This is a genomic window from Lewinella sp. IMCC34183 (assembly GCF_003390915.1).
Lineage (GTDB): Bacteria > Bacteroidota > Bacteroidia > Chitinophagales > Saprospiraceae > Neolewinella.
On record NZ_QMEM01000003.1, the window covers coordinates 366,018 to 382,753 of the forward strand.

Sequence of the window (16,736 nt, forward strand, 5' to 3'; positions counted from 1 at the left end):
ATCAAGTAGTTTCGACTTCGAGCTGTTCGTTTGCGACGGTTTCGTCTTCGTGACTGAACCGGGCCACCGTCCGCTTGAAGCCGCGCCGCGAACGGTACAGCAACCACAGCATCACCGGCACCACCACCAGCGTAAGGAAGGTAGCGAAGACCAGGCCGTAGATAACGGTCCAGGCCATCGGCCCCCAGATCGCGGTGTTGTCGCCGCCGATGAAGTACTGCCCGTCCCAGGTAGCGATGAAGCTGAAGAAATCGAAGTTGAATCCGATCGCCAGCGGAATCAGGCCGAGTACCGTCGTAATGGCGGTAAGCAGTACCGGCCGCAGACGGGTGGCCCCGCCCTCCACGATGGCGTCGCGGATGTCCGTCATCTCCAGATCGGAGATCTTGTCCAGCCCCTGCTCCTCCACCTTCTCCCGCATCAGCAGGGTCGTGTAGTCGATGAGGACGATGGCGTTATTCACGACTACCCCTGCGAGCGAGATGATACCTACCCCGGTGAAGACCACCGAGAAAGTACCCCCGAAGAAGAAGTAGCCCAGCAGTACGCCGATCGTCGACAGGATGACCGAAGTCAGGATGATAAAGGGCGAGCTGATGCTGTTAAACTGCGCCACGATGATGATGAAGATCAGAAACAGGGCAAAGACGAATGCCCCCAGCAGGAAGCCCACGTCTTCCTGCTGCTGTTGCTGTTCGCCGGTGAACTCGTAGTTGAATCCCTGAGGCAGGTCGTAGTTCTGCAGCGCGGCGTCGATCTCGGGGATGATGTCGTTGGCCACGTAGCCGTCCAGCAGGTTGGAGCTGATGGTGATCACGCGATCCAGGTCCTTGCGCTTGATGGCGCTGTAGGTGGTGCTGTACTGCACGCTGGCGACCGTGCTGATGGGCACCTGGGTGATGCGCCCGCTGGCCGGGTCGCGGAAGGTGATCCGCTGGTCGAGCAGGTTTTCCACGCGGTTGCGGTCGGTCTCGTCGAGGCGCAGAAAGATGGGGTACTCGTCCTCGCCCAGCTTGTAGGTGCTGATCTCCTTGCCGTACACCGAGGTGCGTAGGGCGGAGGCGATCTGTCCGGTGGATAAGCCGTAGCGGCGGGCGGCCTCGCGGTTGATCTGCACCAGCAGCTCGGGCTTGCCGAGCTTGACGTCGGCGGTGAGCTCCTCGATGCCGGGGATGCCTTGGCGGTTGATGTAGTTGATGACGTCGTCGCCGAGGGTAACCAGCTTATTGACGTCGTTGCCGGAGATCTCCAGGTTGATGGGCTTGCCGGTGGCCGGCCCGCTGGCGTTCTGGTCCACGCTTACCTTCACCCCGGGCAGGCCCCGGACGGTCTTGCGGATCTCCTCCATGATGGCGGTGGTACTCACGCCGTTCCGCTCGCGGAAGGGGACGAAGCTCACGGTGATCCGCGCCTTGTTGGGCGTCACGCCGGGCTCGGGCGGCCGGTTGGGGTCGGAGGTGTTTTCACCGACCTGCGTCAGTACGGCCTCTACTACGTCGTCGTAGGGCTCCAGCATGGTAAGGATGCGCTGCTCCAGGGTCTTGGCCACCTCGTCGGTGGCGGCGATGTCGGAGCCGATCGGCAGTTCCACGAAGGCGTTTACGTAGAGCGGCTCGGCGGTCGGAAAGAATTCGAGCTGCGGCGGCTTGATGGCGGTGAGGACCAGCGCGAGCACCAGCAATCCGAAGGTGCCGGCCAGCATCGCCACGCTGTGGCGCAGGGAATACCCGATGAAGCGGTTGTACTTATGCTCCAGCCAGGGTAGGAAGCGGTCCTGGAAGACAAAGGACGCCGGCCGCAGCAGGAAGAAGTACACCAGGGTAACGATGGTGGCGATCACCATCAGGTTGAAGAGCCAGGTGGCTCCGAGCAGCAGGCCGATGACTCCGACGACCATCAGTCCGCCCGCGGTGAACAGCGTATTCCGGGTGCGACGGCGGCGGCCCCGCTGCGTCTCCGCCCGCTTGTCCACCTTCATCAGGCGGCTGGCGAGTACGGGGTTGATGACCAGGGCGACGATGAGCGAACTGGTCAGGACCAGGATCAGCGTGATGGGAAAGAACTTCATGAACTCGCCCACGATGCCCGGCCACACGGCCAGCGGCAGGAAGGCCGCCAGGGTGGTCGCCGTGGAGGCGATAATGGGCCAGGCCACCTCGCCGGCGCCGAACTTGGCGGCGCGGTCCGATACCTCCCCGAGCTGCATGTACCGGTAGATGTTCTCGACGATCACGATACCGTTGTCGACCAGCAGGCCCAGGGCCAGAATGAGGGCGAACAGTACCACAATGTTGAGGGTCACGCCGGTCAGCCAGATCCACAGGATACCCATCAGCATCGAGAGCGGGATGGCGATGCCGACGAAGAGGGCGTTGCGTAGCCCCAGGAAGAAGAGCAACACCACGACGACCAGGATCACCCCGGAGATGATGCTGTTCTCCAGGTTGTCGACCTCGGCGCGCGTCCGGGTCGACGTGTTGTTGAAGTAGGTGATGTCGATGTCGGCGGGCAGCCGCGTCTTCAGGTCCGCTACCTGCTCATCGACGAGTTCGGAGGTGGAAAGCAGGTTTTCCCCGGACTTCTTGATCACGTCTAGGCTGATAACCGGCAGGCCATTGGCCCGGGCGATACTGGTGGGGTCCTCGTAGCCGAAGCTTACGTCGGCCACGTCGCGCAGGTACACCAGCCGCTGGTTGTCGCGCTTGATGATGGTGTTGGACAGCTCCTCGGCGTCCTCGAACTCCCCGACGACGCGGATGGCCCGGCGCACGCCGTTGTTGACGATCTCGCCGCCCGACAGGGTCAGGTTCTCGGCGGAGATGGCGTTCTCGATATCCTGGAAGCTGATCTGGAGGCTCTCCATCCGGCGGGCGTTCACGGCGATCTCGATCTCCCGCTCCTGTACGCCCTTTAGGTTCACGGCGCTTACGCCGTCGACCTCCTCGATCTCGTCCTGCATCAGCTCCGCGTAGCGGCGCAGCTCCTCCGGGGGAAAATTACCGCTGACGTTGATGGTCACGATCGGCAGCTTGGAGAGGTTGATCTCCTGCACCACGGGGTCGGTGTCCAGGTCGGTCGGCAGTTCCGTTTTGGCGATGTCGATAGCGTCCTTGACGCGGCGGGTGGCATCGTCGACGTCTTCGTCCGAGTTGAACTCCACGGTGATCACCGAGAAATCCTGGATGCTGGTCGAGAGGATGGTCTTTACCCCGTCCACGCCCTGCAGCTCCTTCTCCAGGGGGCGGGTGATCAGCGATTCGATATCGGCCGCCGAGTTACCGAAGTAGGGGGTGTTGACGAAGACCTGCGGCAGGTCCACCTCGGGGAACTGTTCCTTCGGCACCTGCTCGTAGGCGAACAGTCCGAAGATCAGGATCATAATGGCCAGCAGGAATACGCTGGTGCTGTTGTCGACGGCCAGGTTGGTCAGGCCGAAGGTTCTTTTCTGCTGCTTAGCCATTGGTGCTCAGTTTAGCGTCGGTGGGCTGGATGGGCGACTGGGTAAGCGCGATGGGCTGTCCGTCGGTCAGGCCCCGGGTGCCGTTGGTGATCACCCGCGCACCGATGTTGAGTCCCCCCGTGATCACGGCCCGGTTGTTAAAGCTCTTCCCGGTCTGGACGTAGGTCTTGCGGGCGATCAGCTCCCCCTCCTCTTCCGTGGCAACGAAGACGTAGCGCTGCCCGTCGACGTCCTGCTGGATGTAGTCCTGGCTCACCACGATCAGGTCCTCGGCCTGGAAGTCCTGCACCTCCACCTGCGCCAGCAGGTTGGCCTTGAGGTCGTTGATGTACTGCCGCGGCACCTTGACCTCCACCTCGAAGGTGCGGTTGGCGGGGTCGACGGTCCGGCCGATGCGGGTAACGGGGGCGCGGAACTCCACGTTGGCGGCCGGTACGCGCACCAGCACGTTCTGACCGTTGCTGACCTTGCTCAGCAGGGCCTCGGGGGCGTCGGCCACTACCTGCAGGTCGTTGGTACTGATGATCGACAGGATGGGCGCGCCGGGGGAGGCGCTCTCGCCGGTGCGCAGCATCACCTGGTCGACGGTGCCCGTCAGCGGCGCGTACACGTTGGCCTTGTTGGCCTGGATGTCGATGGCCTTCAGTTGCTGCTGGATGCGCTCGTAGTTGTTCTTGGCCTCGAGGTACTGGATCTCGGAGCCGATGTTCTGGTCCCAGAGTTTCTTCTGCCGCTGGTAGACGGTTTCGGCGAGGCCGGCGGCGGTCTCCAGCTCGGCGCGCTGGGTTTCGGTGCCCTCCACGTCGAGCACGGCGACCAGCTGCCCCCGGCGGATGGGCTCTCCCTCCTCGAAGTTCATGCGCAGGATGCGGCCGGGGATCTCCGGGGTGGCCATGGCGGTTTCGGCGGCGCGCACCGTAGCCTGCACCTCGGCGAAGTTGGTGAAGCTGGTGGTGTCGATCGTCTCGTAGGAGACCAGCGTACTGTTGGGGGCGAAATCGGGATCAACCTCGGCGAGGCGGGCCTCGAGTTCCTCGACATCCTGGGTGAGCTCACGCAGCTCGGCGCGGCGTTCGCGGAGCACGTCCTGGATCTCCTGGGAGGTCTGCGGGGTGTCGTCTTCCTGGGCGCCGCCGCAGGTGCAAAGAATTACCGCTAGGCAAAGGAGCGTGGTTACGCGCATCATGGGGGTGGGGAGTTGAGTTTTCATCGGCCGAGTGCTATATAAAGGTCTTCTTTGGCGACCAGGGTGTCGTACAGGGCATTGAGGTAGTTGGCCTGGGCTTCGTAAAGCTGTTGCTCGGCCTGGACGACCTCGATGCTGCTGCCTACCCCTTCGCGGTACTTGATCTGGGTGGTTTCGTAAATGCGCTGCGCCAGCTCGCGGTTGTCGCGGGTGGTCTGCAGGCGCTCGCGGGCGGTGTTGAAGGTACCCCGGGCGTTACGCACTTCCAGGGCGATACCGCGCACGAGGTCGTCGCGCTGGTTGACTACCTTTTCCTTATCCAGGCGGGCCCGCTGCAGGCGGGAGCTGCGTCCACCACCGTCGTAGATGGGGATGAAGGCCGATACGCCGACCAGTACGGTCGGGGCCCAGAAGCCATCCGAGAAGTTGTCGCCCTGGTACTGGTACTGGGCCGCGGCGCTGGCGTCGAGGGTGGGCAGGTAAGCCGCCTTCTGCAGTTCAATGTTCAGGTCCTGCAGGACGAGCGACTCGTCGAGCAGCCGGACTTCGGACCGCTGCTGGTAGGGTATGTCGCCGGTGAGGGCCGCGGCTTCCACTTCCAGCTCAAGTTCCTCCAGGTCCTGGGCCACCAGCAGTTCTTGGTCGTCGGGGAAGTTGAGGGTATACTTGAGCGCACGCAGGGCGTTGTCGCGCTGCTGCACGAGGTCGGCCCGGTTGCTCTGCAGGTTATTCAGGCTGAGGCGCAGGCGGTCGACATCGAGCTGCTCGACGAAGCCGGCCTCGTACTGGGCGGTGGTTTCCCGCAGCAGCTTCTGGACGTTAAGGATGTTGCTGTCCAGGATCTCCAGGTTGGTGGAGAGCAGCAGCACGGGAAAGTAGCTCTGGGTAACCTGGTTGCGTACCTGCCGCTCGGCGTCCTCTAGCTGGAGGTTGAAGTAGTCGCGGCTGGCGCGGGCAGCGCGCAGGCCCACGAAGAAGGAGCCGTCGAAGATCATGCTACCCAGGCTGATACCCCCGACGAAGTTATTCTTCCGCTGAAACGCGATGCCGTCGGGCGCGGGGGCGTTGGGATCGGGGTTCAGGGCGGCAAAGGCCTCGGGCAGGGGAAGCACCGGCACCTTGAGGTAGCGGGTGTAGTCTACCGTGGCGTTGATCTGCGGCAGGCCGGTGCTCAGGCGCTCGCGCACGTTCTGCTCGGCGTCGAGGATATCGACGCGGGCGTTGCGGATCGTGTTGCTGTTGAGCAGCGCGTAGTTGACGGCGTCGCTGAGCGAATACGCGGAGCCGCCCGCGCCCTCCTGCGCGTGCAGGCTGCCGGCCAGCAGCAGGGTGATAAGGACGAATAACTGTTTCATAGGTAACGTGAGGTTAGCATAGCTCGAATCTGTCGAGGTGGGCGCGGAGCCGGTCCCGGCCGGCCTGGTTGGCAATTCCGTTGAAGTGGTAAGTGTTGTGCTGCATGAGAATCTCCGAGAGGGGCCGTTCCCGGGCGGGGAAGATGCCGCGGTCCACCACCAGCATGGTCATGCCCACGTATAGGTTGGCCACGACGACGGGGTCGATCTCCGGCCGGTACACCCCCTCCCGGATGCCGCGCTCGAGGTTGCGCTGAAGACTCGCCATGAATTCCTGCTGGTGGGCCGCTACCCGGCCACGGAACAGCTCGGGATAGTACTTGCGCAAGTCGTGCAGGGTGGTCGGCGATACCTGCCGCATCTGGTGGATGAAGTGACGGCTGTTGAGCAGCATCTCCTCGATGGCGTCCGAAGCCTGCCGCTGGTGCTCCTGGAGAATCAGCCGGTCCTCGTCCACGATCAACTGCAGCACCAGGTCGATCAGTTCCTCCTTGTTCTGCACCGTCTGGTAGAGCGTCTTTTTGGAGATGCCCAGCTCCCGGGCGATGTCGTCCATACTGACGCTGCGCAGGCCGATCCGCATAAACAGGTCGCGGGCCGCCAGGATCAACTCCTTATTATTATGGATGAGGGTCGTATTCACGGTGCAAAGAACGGGGGAAACTTTGACTACCGCTAAAGTTTCTTCCGTTTCACTCGCTCGTCAACGGCTGCCATTTTGGTGCTCACGGGAGGTCTTGAAAGGACATTGCACCCCGCGCCCCGCCGCCCGAAGAAAGAAGGGGGCCCGTATCTTGTGGCGGATGAAGATTTCGCAGTCGAACGAAAAGATTTTTGGCGCCGCCCCCGGCCTGAACCACGATATGGGCCTGGGCGACAAGGTGGCCCGACAGCCGGGGACCCGCCTGATCAGGACCGACGGAACGTTCAACGTCCTGCGCCGCGGACTGTCCCAGTTTGCCCCCTACCAAAATATGGTGGAGACGACGTGGTTGCGGTTCGTTGCCACGACGGTCGGCCTGTACCTCGCGTGCAACATGATCTTTGCGCTGGGTTTCTACCTGCTCGGACCGCGGGCGCTAGCCGGGGTACCGGAGACCGTAACGGCGCTGGACCGCTACCTTCAGTGCCTGTACTTCAGCATGCAGACCTTCACCACGGTCGGCTACGGCACGCTGGCGCCTGCCAGTATGCAGGCCAATGCCCTGGCGGCCGTACTGGCGCTCTTCGGCTGGATGGCGCTGGCGCTGGTCACGGGCCTGTTCTTCGCCCGCTTCTCCCGCCCCGCCCAGCTGATCCTGTTTTCGGAACGGGCTATCATCGCCCCGTACCGGGACGGCATGAGTCTCCAATTCCGGATTGCCAACCGGCGCGACAGCAACCTGATCAATCTGCGCGCCAACCTGAACCTGACCTGGCTGGACGACCGGGACGGCGAGTTACGGCGGCGTTTCTCCACCCTCGACCTGGAGCGGAGTTCCGTTTCCCTGTTCCCCCTCAACTGGACGGTAGTGCATCCGCTCTCTACGGAAAGCCCGCTGAAGGAATGGGGGCCCTCCGACCTGCGGGAAAAGAGCGTCGAGCTGCTGGTGACCATCGAGGGCTACGACCGCACGTACGCCCAGCAGATCTTCGTCAATAAAAGCTACACCGCCGAGGAGCTCGAATGGAACGTCCGCTTCCTGCCGATGTACCTCGAGCAGGAGGCCACCACCGAGCTGTTCCTAGACCGCATCAGCGCCACCTCACCCGCCGGTGAGGAGGGAAAGGCCGTAGTCGATCATCCGGTCGACGGTAGCGGCGGGCGTGGTACTAAAGGTACCGAGGGCGCGGTTGGCGAGCAGGGCTGAAATCGAAGCGGAACGGTGTCCGAGCGCGCCGGCCAGGGCGTACAGGCCGGCGGTCTCCATCTCTACATTGGTGATACAGAGATTGCCGCTCCGAAAACCCCGCAGCGCCCCCAGCACTTCCGACGTCAGCGCGGTGGGCAGTCGCAGGCGGCGGCCCTGGGGGGCGTAAAAGCCGGCGGCGGTGAGGGTGATGCCCCCGGGAAGAAGGTCCGGATCGGGCTGGGCGAGTACGTCGGGCAGCCGGGGCCGCACCATACGGGGCGCGACCGGCAGCGGCCAGCCGGCCCCCATCATGTGGTCGGTCAGTTCATGTTCCAGCGCGGCATCATGCTGCACGGTCGGATAGAAGGGCAGCAGGCCGTCGAGGGAGAGGGCCGCCCGGGAAAGGATGAAAGAGTCGAGGGGCACGTCAGGCTGGAACGCCCCGCTGGTACCGAGCCGGAGGAAGGTCAGTTCTCTCAGGTCGGAACGCACCTCACGCCGGGCAAAATCGAGATTGAAGAGGGCATCGAGTTCGTTGACCACGATATCCACGTTGTCGGTGCCGATGCCGGTGGAGACGACGGACAGCCGTTGTCCGTTGAGTTCTCCGGTATGGGTGACGAATTCGCGGGCTTCCACGCGCAGTTCCACCCGGTCGAACCGGCGGCTCACCTCCCCTACCCGCTCGGGATCACCGACGGTAATGATGGTTTCGGCCACCTGCCGGGGCAGGAGGTGGAGGTGGTAAACGGACCCGTCGGGGCGGAGGATGAGTTCGGAGGGGGCGATCACGCGTCCTGCCGCAGGCCAGCGATCTCTTCCTTCAGGGCGTCTTCCTGAATTTCGGAGCGCCAGTAGTGGGAGACGGCCTGGCCGTTCTGCACCACGATCGCCTGGGGACTGGCGTGCTTGACGTCGAGCCGCTCGGCGATGGCTTCGGAGAGCTCTTTCTTGTACTGGACGACGATTCCGTAAATCTCCAGGTCGTGCTTGGCGTTGGCGATCTGCTCCTGGGCGCGGGCGCTGAAGGGGCAGTTATTGCTGTGCTTAAAGATGACGATGGGTTGCTCGCGGCTGGCGGCGAGGGCGGCGTCGAGGTCTTCGGTGGTACTCAGGGTATGAAACATACGAAGGAAACGCAGTGGGTGGTGCCGGGTTCGGGGCGCGCCGCCGACTTTGGTGCGCGGGCGCAGGTGCGGTGGACGTCCTTGTCCGGGGCTGACTACCTTTGCGCGCATGAAGACCCCCCGCCGATTTCAACGCTCCCAGGCCCGCAACTCCGGCCAGCCCCCGGGACTGGACCGCCCCGCCGCGGACGTGATCGGCATGCGCCTCAATAAGTACATCGCCCACGCCGGCGTAGCCAGCCGACGCACGGCCGGCGACATGGTGAAGGCCGGTAAGGTGAAGGTCAACGGCATGGTCCTGGACAACCCCGCCTACCAGATCCAGGAGGGCGATACCGTGGAGTACGCCGGGGAGATCGTTGCCCCTTCGGAGCGCTTCTTCTACCTGCTGCTCAATAAGCCACGGAACGTGATCACTACGACCAGCGACGAGCACGACCGCACCACCGTGATGGACCTCCTGGACGAGCCGGCGCTGAAGGGGCTGCGCCTCTTCCCCGTGGGGCGCCTGGACCGCGACACGACCGGCCTACTGCTGATCACCAACGACGGCGACGTCACGACGCGGCTCACCCACCCCCGCTTCGAAACCGCCAAGATCTACGCGGCCACCCTCGACAAGCCCGTCTCCGAGGAGGACATAGCCCGGCTCGCCGCGGGGTTCGAGCTGGAGGACGGCCCGTTCAAGGCCGACTGGGCCCGGTACGCGAAGGAGGGCGATCCTCTGACCGTGACGCTGCAGATCCACAGCGGCCGCAACCGGATCGTGCGCCGGGCCTTCGAGCACCTGGGCTACGTGGTCGATAAACTCGACCGGACCTACCTCGCCGGGCTGACCAAGAAAAACCTGCCGCGCGGTTTTTACCGCTACCTGCTGGAGGACGAGATCCGGCGGCTGAAGCATTTTCAGTAGAGGTTTCGCCAGAAGAGGGCTACGCCGGTAGAGGGTTCGCCGGTAGAAACAATGAAGTATAATTTCCAATACCGCGAGCCTCTACCACGAGCAGAGCGCGCCACTACCCCACTTCTTCCCGGTACATATGTACGTCCCGCTGGGGGAAGGGGATGGTGATCCCCTCACGGTCGAACGCCTTTTTGACGTGCTCGTTGAGGTGGATGAGTGCGGGCCAGTAATTGGCGTTCTCGGTCCAGGCGCGGAGCGCCAGGTCGACGCTGCTGTCGTTGAGGGTGCGGACGAAAATATTGATGCCCCGGTCGAGCAGAATGTTGGGAGTATTCTCGGCCACCGTGGTCATTACGGCGCGGGCCTGGTCGATATCGTCGCCGTAGCCGATGCTGAAGGTGAGGTCGAGCTGGCGGAACCCTTGGGCGGTGTAGTTTTCGATGGCCTCGCCCATCACCTTTCCGTTCGGGATGATGATGAGGCGGTTGTCGACGGCCTGCAGGACAGTGTGGTAAACGGTGATCTCCTTGACCGTGGCGACGAACTTGCCCGTACCGATCAGGTCACCGACCTTGAACGGGCGGAAGGTCAGCAGGAGAATGCCGCTGGCGAAGTGACCGAGATTACCCTGCAGAGCCAGACCCACCGCCAGGGAAAAGGCCGACAGGATGGCGATGAAGGACGTGGTTTCCACCCCGAACATGCCGACGATGGATAGTATCAGGAGGACCTTGAGGCCGATGCTGAGGAAGCTGGTCAGAAAGCCGGAGACGCTGACGTCCATATTCCGCTTCGCCATCAGCTTGGCCGCCTGGCGCACCAGCCAGTTGATCAGCCAGATACCGATGACCAGAATAAAAAAGGCGGCCACGACACGTACGCCGATGGCGAGCAGCACGGGCTGATAGCTGGTCCAGAGTTCGTTAAAATCCATACGTTGATTACTTGAGGGGCCGAAGATAACGTAGGCGCACCCGGCCGACCAACCAACGCCCCCCGCGCGCGCCACGGCCCCCTGTACCCGAGGACCCGCAGGAAATTGCGTACTTTTACCACAAATAGTTTGCGCTTGGCCTTCCCGGAAAAAAAAGTAGTGTATACCGCCGAGCAGGCGCTGGAGGCGCTGCAGCACTACTGTGCCTACCAGGACCGCTGCCACAAGGAGGCCCGCGAGAAACTGCACGAGCTGGGGTACTACGGCGATCCGGCGGAGGAGGTGATCGCCGACCTGATCCGGGATAAGTACTTGGACGAGGAGCGCTTCGCCCGCTCCTACGCCCGGGGCAAGTTCAAGATGAAGCGGTGGGGGCGGTACCGGATCCGTGCCGAGCTGCGGCAACGGCAAATCAGCGCTTACTGTATCAAGAAAGCCATGACCGAGATCGACGAGGGCGAGTACTACGACACTTTGCTGCGCGAGCTCGAGCGCCGCAACGCCGCCGAAAAGCCGGGGCAGCATCCCTACCTGCGGCGGCGGAAGCTGGCCGAATACCTGGTGAAGCGGGGCTTTGAGTCGGGGTTGGTGTGGCAGGCCATCAACGACTTGGAGCTTTAGCCGACAAATACCGGGGGGACCACCCGTCAAAACCCCGCGCGTACTCATCTGTTCCTAGAGCAGAAGTACAGATCCATGAGCAAACGCTTTTCCCTTAGTTTATCCCTGTTGGCCGCTGCGCTGTTGTGGCTGTCCGGCTGCACGCAGGACATGCAGGACAAGCTGCAACCCACGCCGTCCGCCTTCGGTCAGATCAACAGCCTGGTGGTCATCGCCGACAGCAGTACCTGGCAGGCCGGCGCCGGTGATTCCGTTGCCTACTTCTTCGAAGCCCCCTACATCCTGCTGCCGCAACCCGAGCCCATCTTCGACGTACGCTTTATCGAACCCGAGCGCGTCGTGGCCGAGCCGGCCTGGGGGCAACTGCGCAACTACGTGGTACTCGCCAACCTGTCCGATACCGAAAGCCCCACCACGCAGATGGTACTCGGCGACCTGACCGACGCGAAGATCCAGCAGATCCGTACCGAGGGTTTCGGTACCGCGGTCGCCAAGAACAAGTGGGCCACCGGCCAGCAACTTATCTACGTCGTAGGCAAGGACCAGAACGAACTGCTGACGGGCCTCAGCCAGGTGTACCCCGGTATCGTAAAACGCCTGCAGGAGGGTGAGGACGAGCGCCTGCGTGTCACCACTTATTTCCAGGGTACCAACCGCCGCCTGGGCGATACTATTCGTCAACTGGTCGGCGCATCGATCGACGTGCCCGGCGGCTACGTACGCGTACCCCTGGAATCGGACGACGTGGTCTGGCTCCGCAAGGAAGTGCAGGGTGCCAGCCTGAACATCATGCTGACCAAGGCGCCCTACGACAACCAGGCGCAGCTCTCGAAGGAGGGACTGAAGGAGATCCGCGACCGTATCGGCCGGGAATACGTGAGCTCGACGACCGACAATACCTACATGAAGATCAACGATACGGACCTTCCCCTCTTTGCCGAGACCACCCAGCTCAACGGGGCCTTCGCCATCGAGGGCCGCGGGATCTGGGAGATCGAGAACGACTTCCTGGCCGGCCCCTTCGTCTCCTACCTGATGAACGACACCACCAACAACGAGCTCGTGCTGGTCGACGGCTTCGTTTACGCCCCCGGCCGGAAGAAACGGGACCTGATGGAGGAAGTGGTGCAGGTAATCCGGACCGCCGAAATCAACTAGACGGCATGCCCGACCAGGAATCCCTGCGCTACCCCATCGGCCGGTTTACCCTGCCGGAGCCCGGCGACGAGTCCGCGCGCCTCGCGTACATCAAGCGGATCGGTAGTCTGCCGGAACGGCTGCAACTCCTCGCCCGGCAGTTGCACGACCGGGAGCTGCTCGATACCCCCTACCGCCCCGGCGGCTGGACGGCCCAGCAGGTCATCCACCACCTGGCCGACAGCCACCTGCACGCCTACCGCCGCCACAAGGTGACGCTGGTGGAGGACCACCCCACCCTGGTACCGTACGACGAAGAAGCCTGGGCGCGGCTACCCGACGTGACCGCCGTGCCCGCACAGGCCAGCCTGGATATACTGCGCGGCCTGCACCTGCGCTGGGCCGTGGTGCTGACCCAGTGTACCCCCGAGCAGTGGCTGCGGACGGCCTATCACCCCGGCAGCAATACGACGTATCACCTGGAAACCCTGGCGGCTACCTACGCCTGGCACGGCGATCACCACCTGGCGCATTTGCAAGTAATCTTACAAAGCGCGTAGAAACCCTCCCGAACATCGAAATGGGAAAGGCGTTGGAAGGGCAACACCTACTTGAGAATATTTTCCCCAATTTCCCCCTTTAAACCATTTCATTTTATGTTCAATTTCCCCTTCAGCAAGCTGAGCTTGCTCCTTCTTGCCGTTACCGGCCTTTCCCTAACCTCCTGTGGTGACGACGATGACATCCTCGGTATCGATACCGACGACGACGGTACGCTCTTCATGTCCTCGAATACCTCCGGTGCCCTGAGCATCCTCGATGTTGACGACGAGAACGGTACCATCATGTCCTTCCCGACGGAAGGTACCGATGCCGATGGCATTTACTACGACGGCGAGCTAAACAACATCTTCCAGGTAGATCGCGCGGGTGACAACAGCCGCATCGTCGAGTACGACAACGTCTTCGAAGCACTGGACGACGCCAATGACCTCGACGTAGAGCGCGTGAGCCCCTCCACCTTTGATAATGGCCGCGGACTTGCCGAATTGAATGACCAATTCGTAGTTGCCAACGACGGAGACGACATGAATTACTTCGCCACCTTCCGGCTGATGGACGACTCCATTGACAGCACCGCTACCTACATGGTGAACTTCAATGTATGGGGTATCCAGTTCGTCGGTAGCTCGCTCTATGCCGTGGTTGACAACAGCGATTCGGTAGCCGTATTCGATAATTTCCTTTCGAACACCCCCGGCGACACCCTGGAACCGACCCGCTACATTCAGATCGAAAACGTCACCCGTACCCACGGTCTGCAGTACAACGCCGAAGATGACATCATGCTGCTGACCGACATCGGCGATGCCAACTCGGACAGCGACGGTGCCATCGTCGTCATCGAGAGTTTCAGTGCCCTGGGCACCGCCACCACCGTACCCGCCAACCGCTATGCCCGCATCACCGGTGACGCGACCATGCTTGGCAACCCGGTTGATGTAGAATACGACGCCGAAAACAATATGATCTACGTAGCGGAACGTGCTAACGGAGGCGGTCGGCTGCTTTCGTTCGGTGCGGATGCTACCGGTAACGCTACCCCCGTCATGATGGGTATGGTAGACGGCATCAGCTCGCTTTACTTCTACCGCGACTAACCACACGTGTCCGAACATAACGTTCAGACCCTGCGACGCCCGTCCTCGTACCGAGGGCGGGCGTTTTTTGTGTCGGCAAGGGCTTGTCGTATCTTCCGTGGATGTTTGGCCGACTGGTACCCACTGATGACCTCGAATCCCTGCAGCGGGACAGCTGGCAGCTGGAGCTGCTCATCACCGGATTCGCCCTCGCCGGAATGGTGTCCGGATTGGAGGAATACAACAGCTGGTCGTCGCACACCCTCCGAAGCCTGGAGGGTGGCGACGTAGCGTCCGAGATCGCCAGGGGACTGCTCGTCTTCGCGAATTTCGCTTACCTCATCACCCTGGTCAACTTCTTTGCGCACGTGGTCATCCGCTGCCTGTGGATCGGAGCGATCGGCTCCCGGTCGGTCATGGGCAATACCGTAATGGTCCGCCGTCGCCTCGCCCCGAAGTTCGCCCGCTTCCTGCAGCGGCGCAGCGGCAACTTCGACGCCTATATCCGGCGGCTCGACGACGGGGCGAGCCTGGTGTTTGCCTTTACCTTCCTGCTGATCATCGTCGCCGTCAGCTTTCTCAGTTTCACCCTCGTACTGGTCGGCGCGGCCACCGGCCTGTTGCGCTTCATCAACCATCCGGCCTGGGCGGTTTCGGTCAGTATCGGCATGGCCGTATATTGCCTGGCGGCCCTCGTGTACGTAGCGGACTTTCTTACCGGCGGCTACCTCAAGCGCTTCCGGTGGCTGTCGTGGGGGTATTACCCCTTCTACCGCCTGCTGGGCTGGATCACCCTGGCCCGTCTGTACCGCCCCCTTTATTACAACCTCCTCAACCGGCGGGGCGGGCGGTGGCTTGTTGCCCTGCTTATTCCCTACCTAGCCCTGAGCCTGGGATTGCTTTCCCTGGAAATCGTACCCAACGGCTACGTAGCGACCGCGTACCTGAAAAACGCCAGCCCTACGGGTCTGAACCCTCCGCGAGGAATACTACCAGGATGGCGGTTCCGACCGCAGCGGCACCGGCAGCATCGTACTGCCGGCCCATATCGTCCGCACCTCCCCCCTGACGATCCGCCTGCCGCTGTTGTCGGATTACGAATCTTTTACCGCCTACCGTTGCCCCAACCTGCCGCTGCAGTACGATAATACCCTCGTCGTCTTCAACCGGGGCGAATCCGGCACCTACCGTGACGGGGCGTGGAACGAAGAGTTCCATACGGAACTGACGCGCGAGGCACTGGGCTGCCTGACCAGCGCCCTGGAGGTATCGCTGGACGGCCGGCCCATCGGGCTGGACGACGTACTGCTGCGGCGGGCACCGTCCGGCCCCGGGGCCGAGGTAGTGAAGTTTTTACCCATCGATACGCTTTCCCCCGGCCTGCACCAGGTGCGGCTGCGGCAGCTGGAAGCACCGCGCCGGAAAAACCCGACGGATACCCTGCGTGCGGAAATTACCGTGCCCTTCTACTACGCACCGAACCGCTAGAGCGCGCCGGCAATGCGGTCGCCGAAGGCGCGGGTGCCCAGCGCTTCCCGGGGGCGCAGGTCTTCGGTACCCGCCCCGGAGGCCAGCGTCCGGTTGACCGCCGCGCGAACGGCCGTGGCCTCTTCGCGGAGTTCGAGGTGATCGAGGAGCATCGCGGCGGAGAGGATGGCGGCGACGGGGTTGGCCCGGTCCTGCCCCGCGCCCTCGGGCCAGGAACCATGGATAGGCTCGAACATACCTACCCGGGCGCCCACGCTGCTGGAGGGCAGCAGGCCGAGCGAACCGGCCAGCACGCTGGAGGCATCGGAAAGAATGTCTCCGAACATATTACTGGTGACGATAACGTCAAACTGGGCCGGGTTGAGGATGAGCTGCATGGCGGCATTATCGACGAACATGAAGTTGAGGTCCACGTCCTCGTTTTCTTTGGCCAGTTCCCGCGTAATTTCCCGCCACAGGCGGCTGGTTTCCATCACGTTGGCCTTGTCTACCAGGGTAAGTTTGCCACGGCGGGCACGGGCCTCCTGGAAGCCCATCCGGACGATACGCTCGATCTCCATGCGGGTATAGGTGCAGGTGTCGTAGGCCGTATTGCCGTCGTCCTTGCGGCCCTTCTCTCCGAAGTAGATGCCGCCCGTCAGTTCACGGACAATGAGCATATCCACGCCCTTCATCCGCTCCGGGCGGAGCGGGCTCAGGTCGGCCAGTTCGGCGTAGCCGGCTACGGGCCGCAGATTGGCGTAGAGGCCAAGTTCCTTGCGCAATCTCAGGAGGCCCTGCTCGGGGCGCACCTTGGCGGTGGGGTCGTTGTCGAAGCGGGGGTGGCCGATGGCGCCGAACAGCAGGGCATCCGACCGCTTGCAAAGATCGAGGGTTTCCCCGGGGAGGGGATCGCCCGTCTGGTCGATGGCCACGGCCCCGACCGGAGCGTAGGTGTAGTGGAACACATGGCCGAATTTTTCGGCCACCACGTCCAATACCTTGATGGCCTCGGCGATCACTTCCGGGCCGATGCCGTCGCCGTCCAGGACGGCCAGATTATAATTACTCAC

Annotated in this window: 16 protein-coding genes; 8 read left to right on the plus strand and 8 right to left on the minus strand. The window is 62.7% G+C overall.

What is annotated here, in order from left to right; all coding sequences use genetic code 11:
* Position 1: 1 nt before the first annotated feature.
* The 4 genes from DQG19_RS09090 to DQG19_RS09105 are packed head-to-tail and all read right to left on the minus strand — an operon-like array spanning position 2 to position 6,644.
* A complete protein-coding gene (locus tag DQG19_RS09090; protein ID WP_116125938.1) occupies positions 2 to 3,460 on the minus strand; it encodes an efflux RND transporter permease subunit in 3,459 nt (1,152 codons plus the stop codon).
* The gene (locus DQG19_RS09095; protein ID WP_116125939.1) at positions 3,453 to 4,670 is read right to left on the minus strand and encodes an efflux RND transporter periplasmic adaptor subunit; all 1,218 of its coding nucleotides are present in this window, start codon (positions 4,668 to 4,670) and stop codon (positions 3,453 to 3,455) included. Before DQG19_RS09095 ends, DQG19_RS09090 begins: the two co-directional genes overlap by 8 nt.
* Positions 4,667 to 6,001: a TolC family protein gene (locus tag DQG19_RS09100; protein ID WP_116125940.1), complete on the minus strand. Its 1,335-nt coding sequence runs from the start codon at positions 5,999 to 6,001 to the stop codon at positions 4,667 to 4,669. The genes DQG19_RS09095 and DQG19_RS09100 overlap by 4 nt, the downstream gene beginning before the upstream one ends.
* A gap of 13 nt (positions 6,002 to 6,014) precedes the next feature.
* Positions 6,015 to 6,644: a TetR/AcrR family transcriptional regulator gene (locus tag DQG19_RS09105; RefSeq protein WP_198661696.1), complete on the minus strand. Its 630-nt coding sequence runs from the start codon at positions 6,642 to 6,644 to the stop codon at positions 6,015 to 6,017.
* Positions 6,645 to 6,804: 160 nt separating this feature from the next.
* On the opposite strand from DQG19_RS09105, the gene DQG19_RS09110 reads away from it, so the two are divergent.
* On the plus strand, positions 6,805 to 7,851 hold the full coding sequence (locus tag DQG19_RS09110) for an ion channel (protein ID WP_198661697.1): 1,047 nt from the start codon (positions 6,805 to 6,807) through the stop codon (positions 7,849 to 7,851).
* On the opposite strand, the gene DQG19_RS09115 is transcribed toward DQG19_RS09110, so the two are convergent.
* Together DQG19_RS09115 and ytxJ are read right to left on the minus strand one after the other, a co-directional pair.
* The gene (locus DQG19_RS09115; RefSeq protein ID WP_116125943.1) at positions 7,747 to 8,625 is read right to left on the minus strand and encodes a nucleoside phosphorylase; all 879 of its coding nucleotides are present in this window, start codon (positions 8,623 to 8,625) and stop codon (positions 7,747 to 7,749) included. The genes DQG19_RS09110 and DQG19_RS09115 overlap by 105 nt on opposite strands.
* Positions 8,622 to 8,960, minus strand: a complete 339-nt coding sequence (ytxJ, locus tag DQG19_RS09120; protein ID WP_157974413.1) for a bacillithiol system redox-active protein YtxJ — start codon at positions 8,958 to 8,960, stop codon at positions 8,622 to 8,624. Before ytxJ ends, DQG19_RS09115 begins: the two co-directional genes overlap by 4 nt.
* Positions 8,961 to 9,069: 109 nt before the next feature.
* On the opposite strand from ytxJ, the gene DQG19_RS09125 reads away from it, so the two are divergent.
* Positions 9,070 to 9,873 (plus strand): pseudouridine synthase, encoded by an 804-nt coding sequence (locus DQG19_RS09125; protein ID WP_116125945.1) that lies wholly within the window; start codon positions 9,070 to 9,072, stop codon positions 9,871 to 9,873.
* 103 nt (positions 9,874 to 9,976) lie between these two features.
* Here the strand turns inward: DQG19_RS09125 and DQG19_RS09130 are convergent, their stop codons facing one another.
* The gene (locus tag DQG19_RS09130) at positions 9,977 to 10,798 is read right to left on the minus strand and encodes a mechanosensitive ion channel family protein (RefSeq protein ID WP_116125946.1); all 822 of its coding nucleotides are present in this window, start codon (positions 10,796 to 10,798) and stop codon (positions 9,977 to 9,979) included.
* Between the two features lie 129 nt (positions 10,799 to 10,927).
* Between DQG19_RS09130 and DQG19_RS09135 the strand changes: the two genes are divergently transcribed.
* The 6 genes from DQG19_RS09135 to DQG19_RS09160 all read left to right on the plus strand — a co-directional run bounded on the left by DQG19_RS09135 (position 10,928) and on the right by DQG19_RS09160 (position 15,684).
* On the plus strand, positions 10,928 to 11,419 hold the full coding sequence (locus DQG19_RS09135; protein WP_232826469.1) for a regulatory protein RecX: 492 nt from the start codon (positions 10,928 to 10,930) through the stop codon (positions 11,417 to 11,419).
* Positions 11,420 to 11,494: 75 nt separating this feature from the next.
* Positions 11,495 to 12,577 carry a DUF4837 family protein gene (locus tag DQG19_RS09140; RefSeq protein ID WP_116125948.1) on the plus strand — a complete coding sequence of 361 codons (1,083 nt, stop codon included), beginning with the start codon at positions 11,495 to 11,497 and terminating at the stop codon, positions 12,575 to 12,577.
* Between the two features lie 5 nt (positions 12,578 to 12,582).
* Positions 12,583 to 13,116, plus strand: a complete 534-nt coding sequence (locus DQG19_RS09145) for a YfiT family bacillithiol transferase (protein ID WP_116125949.1) — start codon at positions 12,583 to 12,585, stop codon at positions 13,114 to 13,116.
* Between the two features lie 96 nt (positions 13,117 to 13,212).
* Positions 13,213 to 14,217 (plus strand): hypothetical protein, encoded by a 1,005-nt coding sequence (locus tag DQG19_RS09150; RefSeq protein ID WP_116125950.1) that lies wholly within the window; start codon positions 13,213 to 13,215, stop codon positions 14,215 to 14,217.
* Positions 14,218 to 14,318: 101 nt separating this feature from the next.
* A complete protein-coding gene (locus tag DQG19_RS09155) occupies positions 14,319 to 15,344 on the plus strand; it encodes a hypothetical protein (RefSeq protein ID WP_116125951.1) in 1,026 nt (341 codons plus the stop codon).
* Positions 15,283 to 15,684 carry a hypothetical protein gene (locus tag DQG19_RS09160; RefSeq protein WP_116125952.1) on the plus strand — a complete coding sequence of 134 codons (402 nt, stop codon included), beginning with the start codon at positions 15,283 to 15,285 and terminating at the stop codon, positions 15,682 to 15,684. Before DQG19_RS09155 ends, DQG19_RS09160 begins: the two co-directional genes overlap by 62 nt.
* Here DQG19_RS09160 and leuB read toward each other — a convergent pair.
* On the minus strand, positions 15,681 to 16,736 hold the full coding sequence (gene leuB, locus DQG19_RS09165) for a 3-isopropylmalate dehydrogenase (RefSeq protein WP_116125953.1): 1,056 nt from the start codon (positions 16,734 to 16,736) through the stop codon (positions 15,681 to 15,683). The two genes, DQG19_RS09160 and leuB, sit on opposite strands and share 4 nt — an antisense overlap.

Bases quoted from the DNA above. Each gene is read 5' to 3' on its own strand.
- DQG19_RS09090 (WP_116125938.1), bottom strand. From the start codon at position 3,460: ATGGCTAAGCAGCAGAAAAGAACCTTCGGCCTGACCAACCTGGCCGTC.
- DQG19_RS09095 (WP_116125939.1), bottom strand. From the start codon at position 4,670: ATGAAAACTCAACTCCCCACCCCCATGATGCGCGTAACCACGCTCCTT.
- DQG19_RS09100 (WP_116125940.1), bottom strand. From the start codon at position 6,001: ATGAAACAGTTATTCGTCCTTATCACCCTGCTGCTGGCCGGCAGCCTG.
- DQG19_RS09110 (WP_198661697.1), top strand. From the start codon at position 6,805: ATGAAGATTTCGCAGTCGAACGAAAAGATTTTTGGCGCCGCCCCCGGC.
- ytxJ (WP_157974413.1), bottom strand. From the start codon at position 8,960: ATGTTTCATACCCTGAGTACCACCGAAGACCTCGACGCCGCCCTCGCC.
- DQG19_RS09125 (WP_116125945.1), top strand. From the start codon at position 9,070: ATGAAGACCCCCCGCCGATTTCAACGCTCCCAGGCCCGCAACTCCGGC.
- DQG19_RS09130 (WP_116125946.1), bottom strand. From the start codon at position 10,798: ATGGATTTTAACGAACTCTGGACCAGCTATCAGCCCGTGCTGCTCGCC.
- DQG19_RS09140 (WP_116125948.1), top strand. From the start codon at position 11,495: ATGAGCAAACGCTTTTCCCTTAGTTTATCCCTGTTGGCCGCTGCGCTG.
- DQG19_RS09145 (WP_116125949.1), top strand. From the start codon at position 12,583: ATGCCCGACCAGGAATCCCTGCGCTACCCCATCGGCCGGTTTACCCTG.
- DQG19_RS09150 (WP_116125950.1), top strand. From the start codon at position 13,213: ATGTTCAATTTCCCCTTCAGCAAGCTGAGCTTGCTCCTTCTTGCCGTT.
- DQG19_RS09155 (WP_116125951.1), top strand. From the start codon at position 14,319: ATGTTTGGCCGACTGGTACCCACTGATGACCTCGAATCCCTGCAGCGG.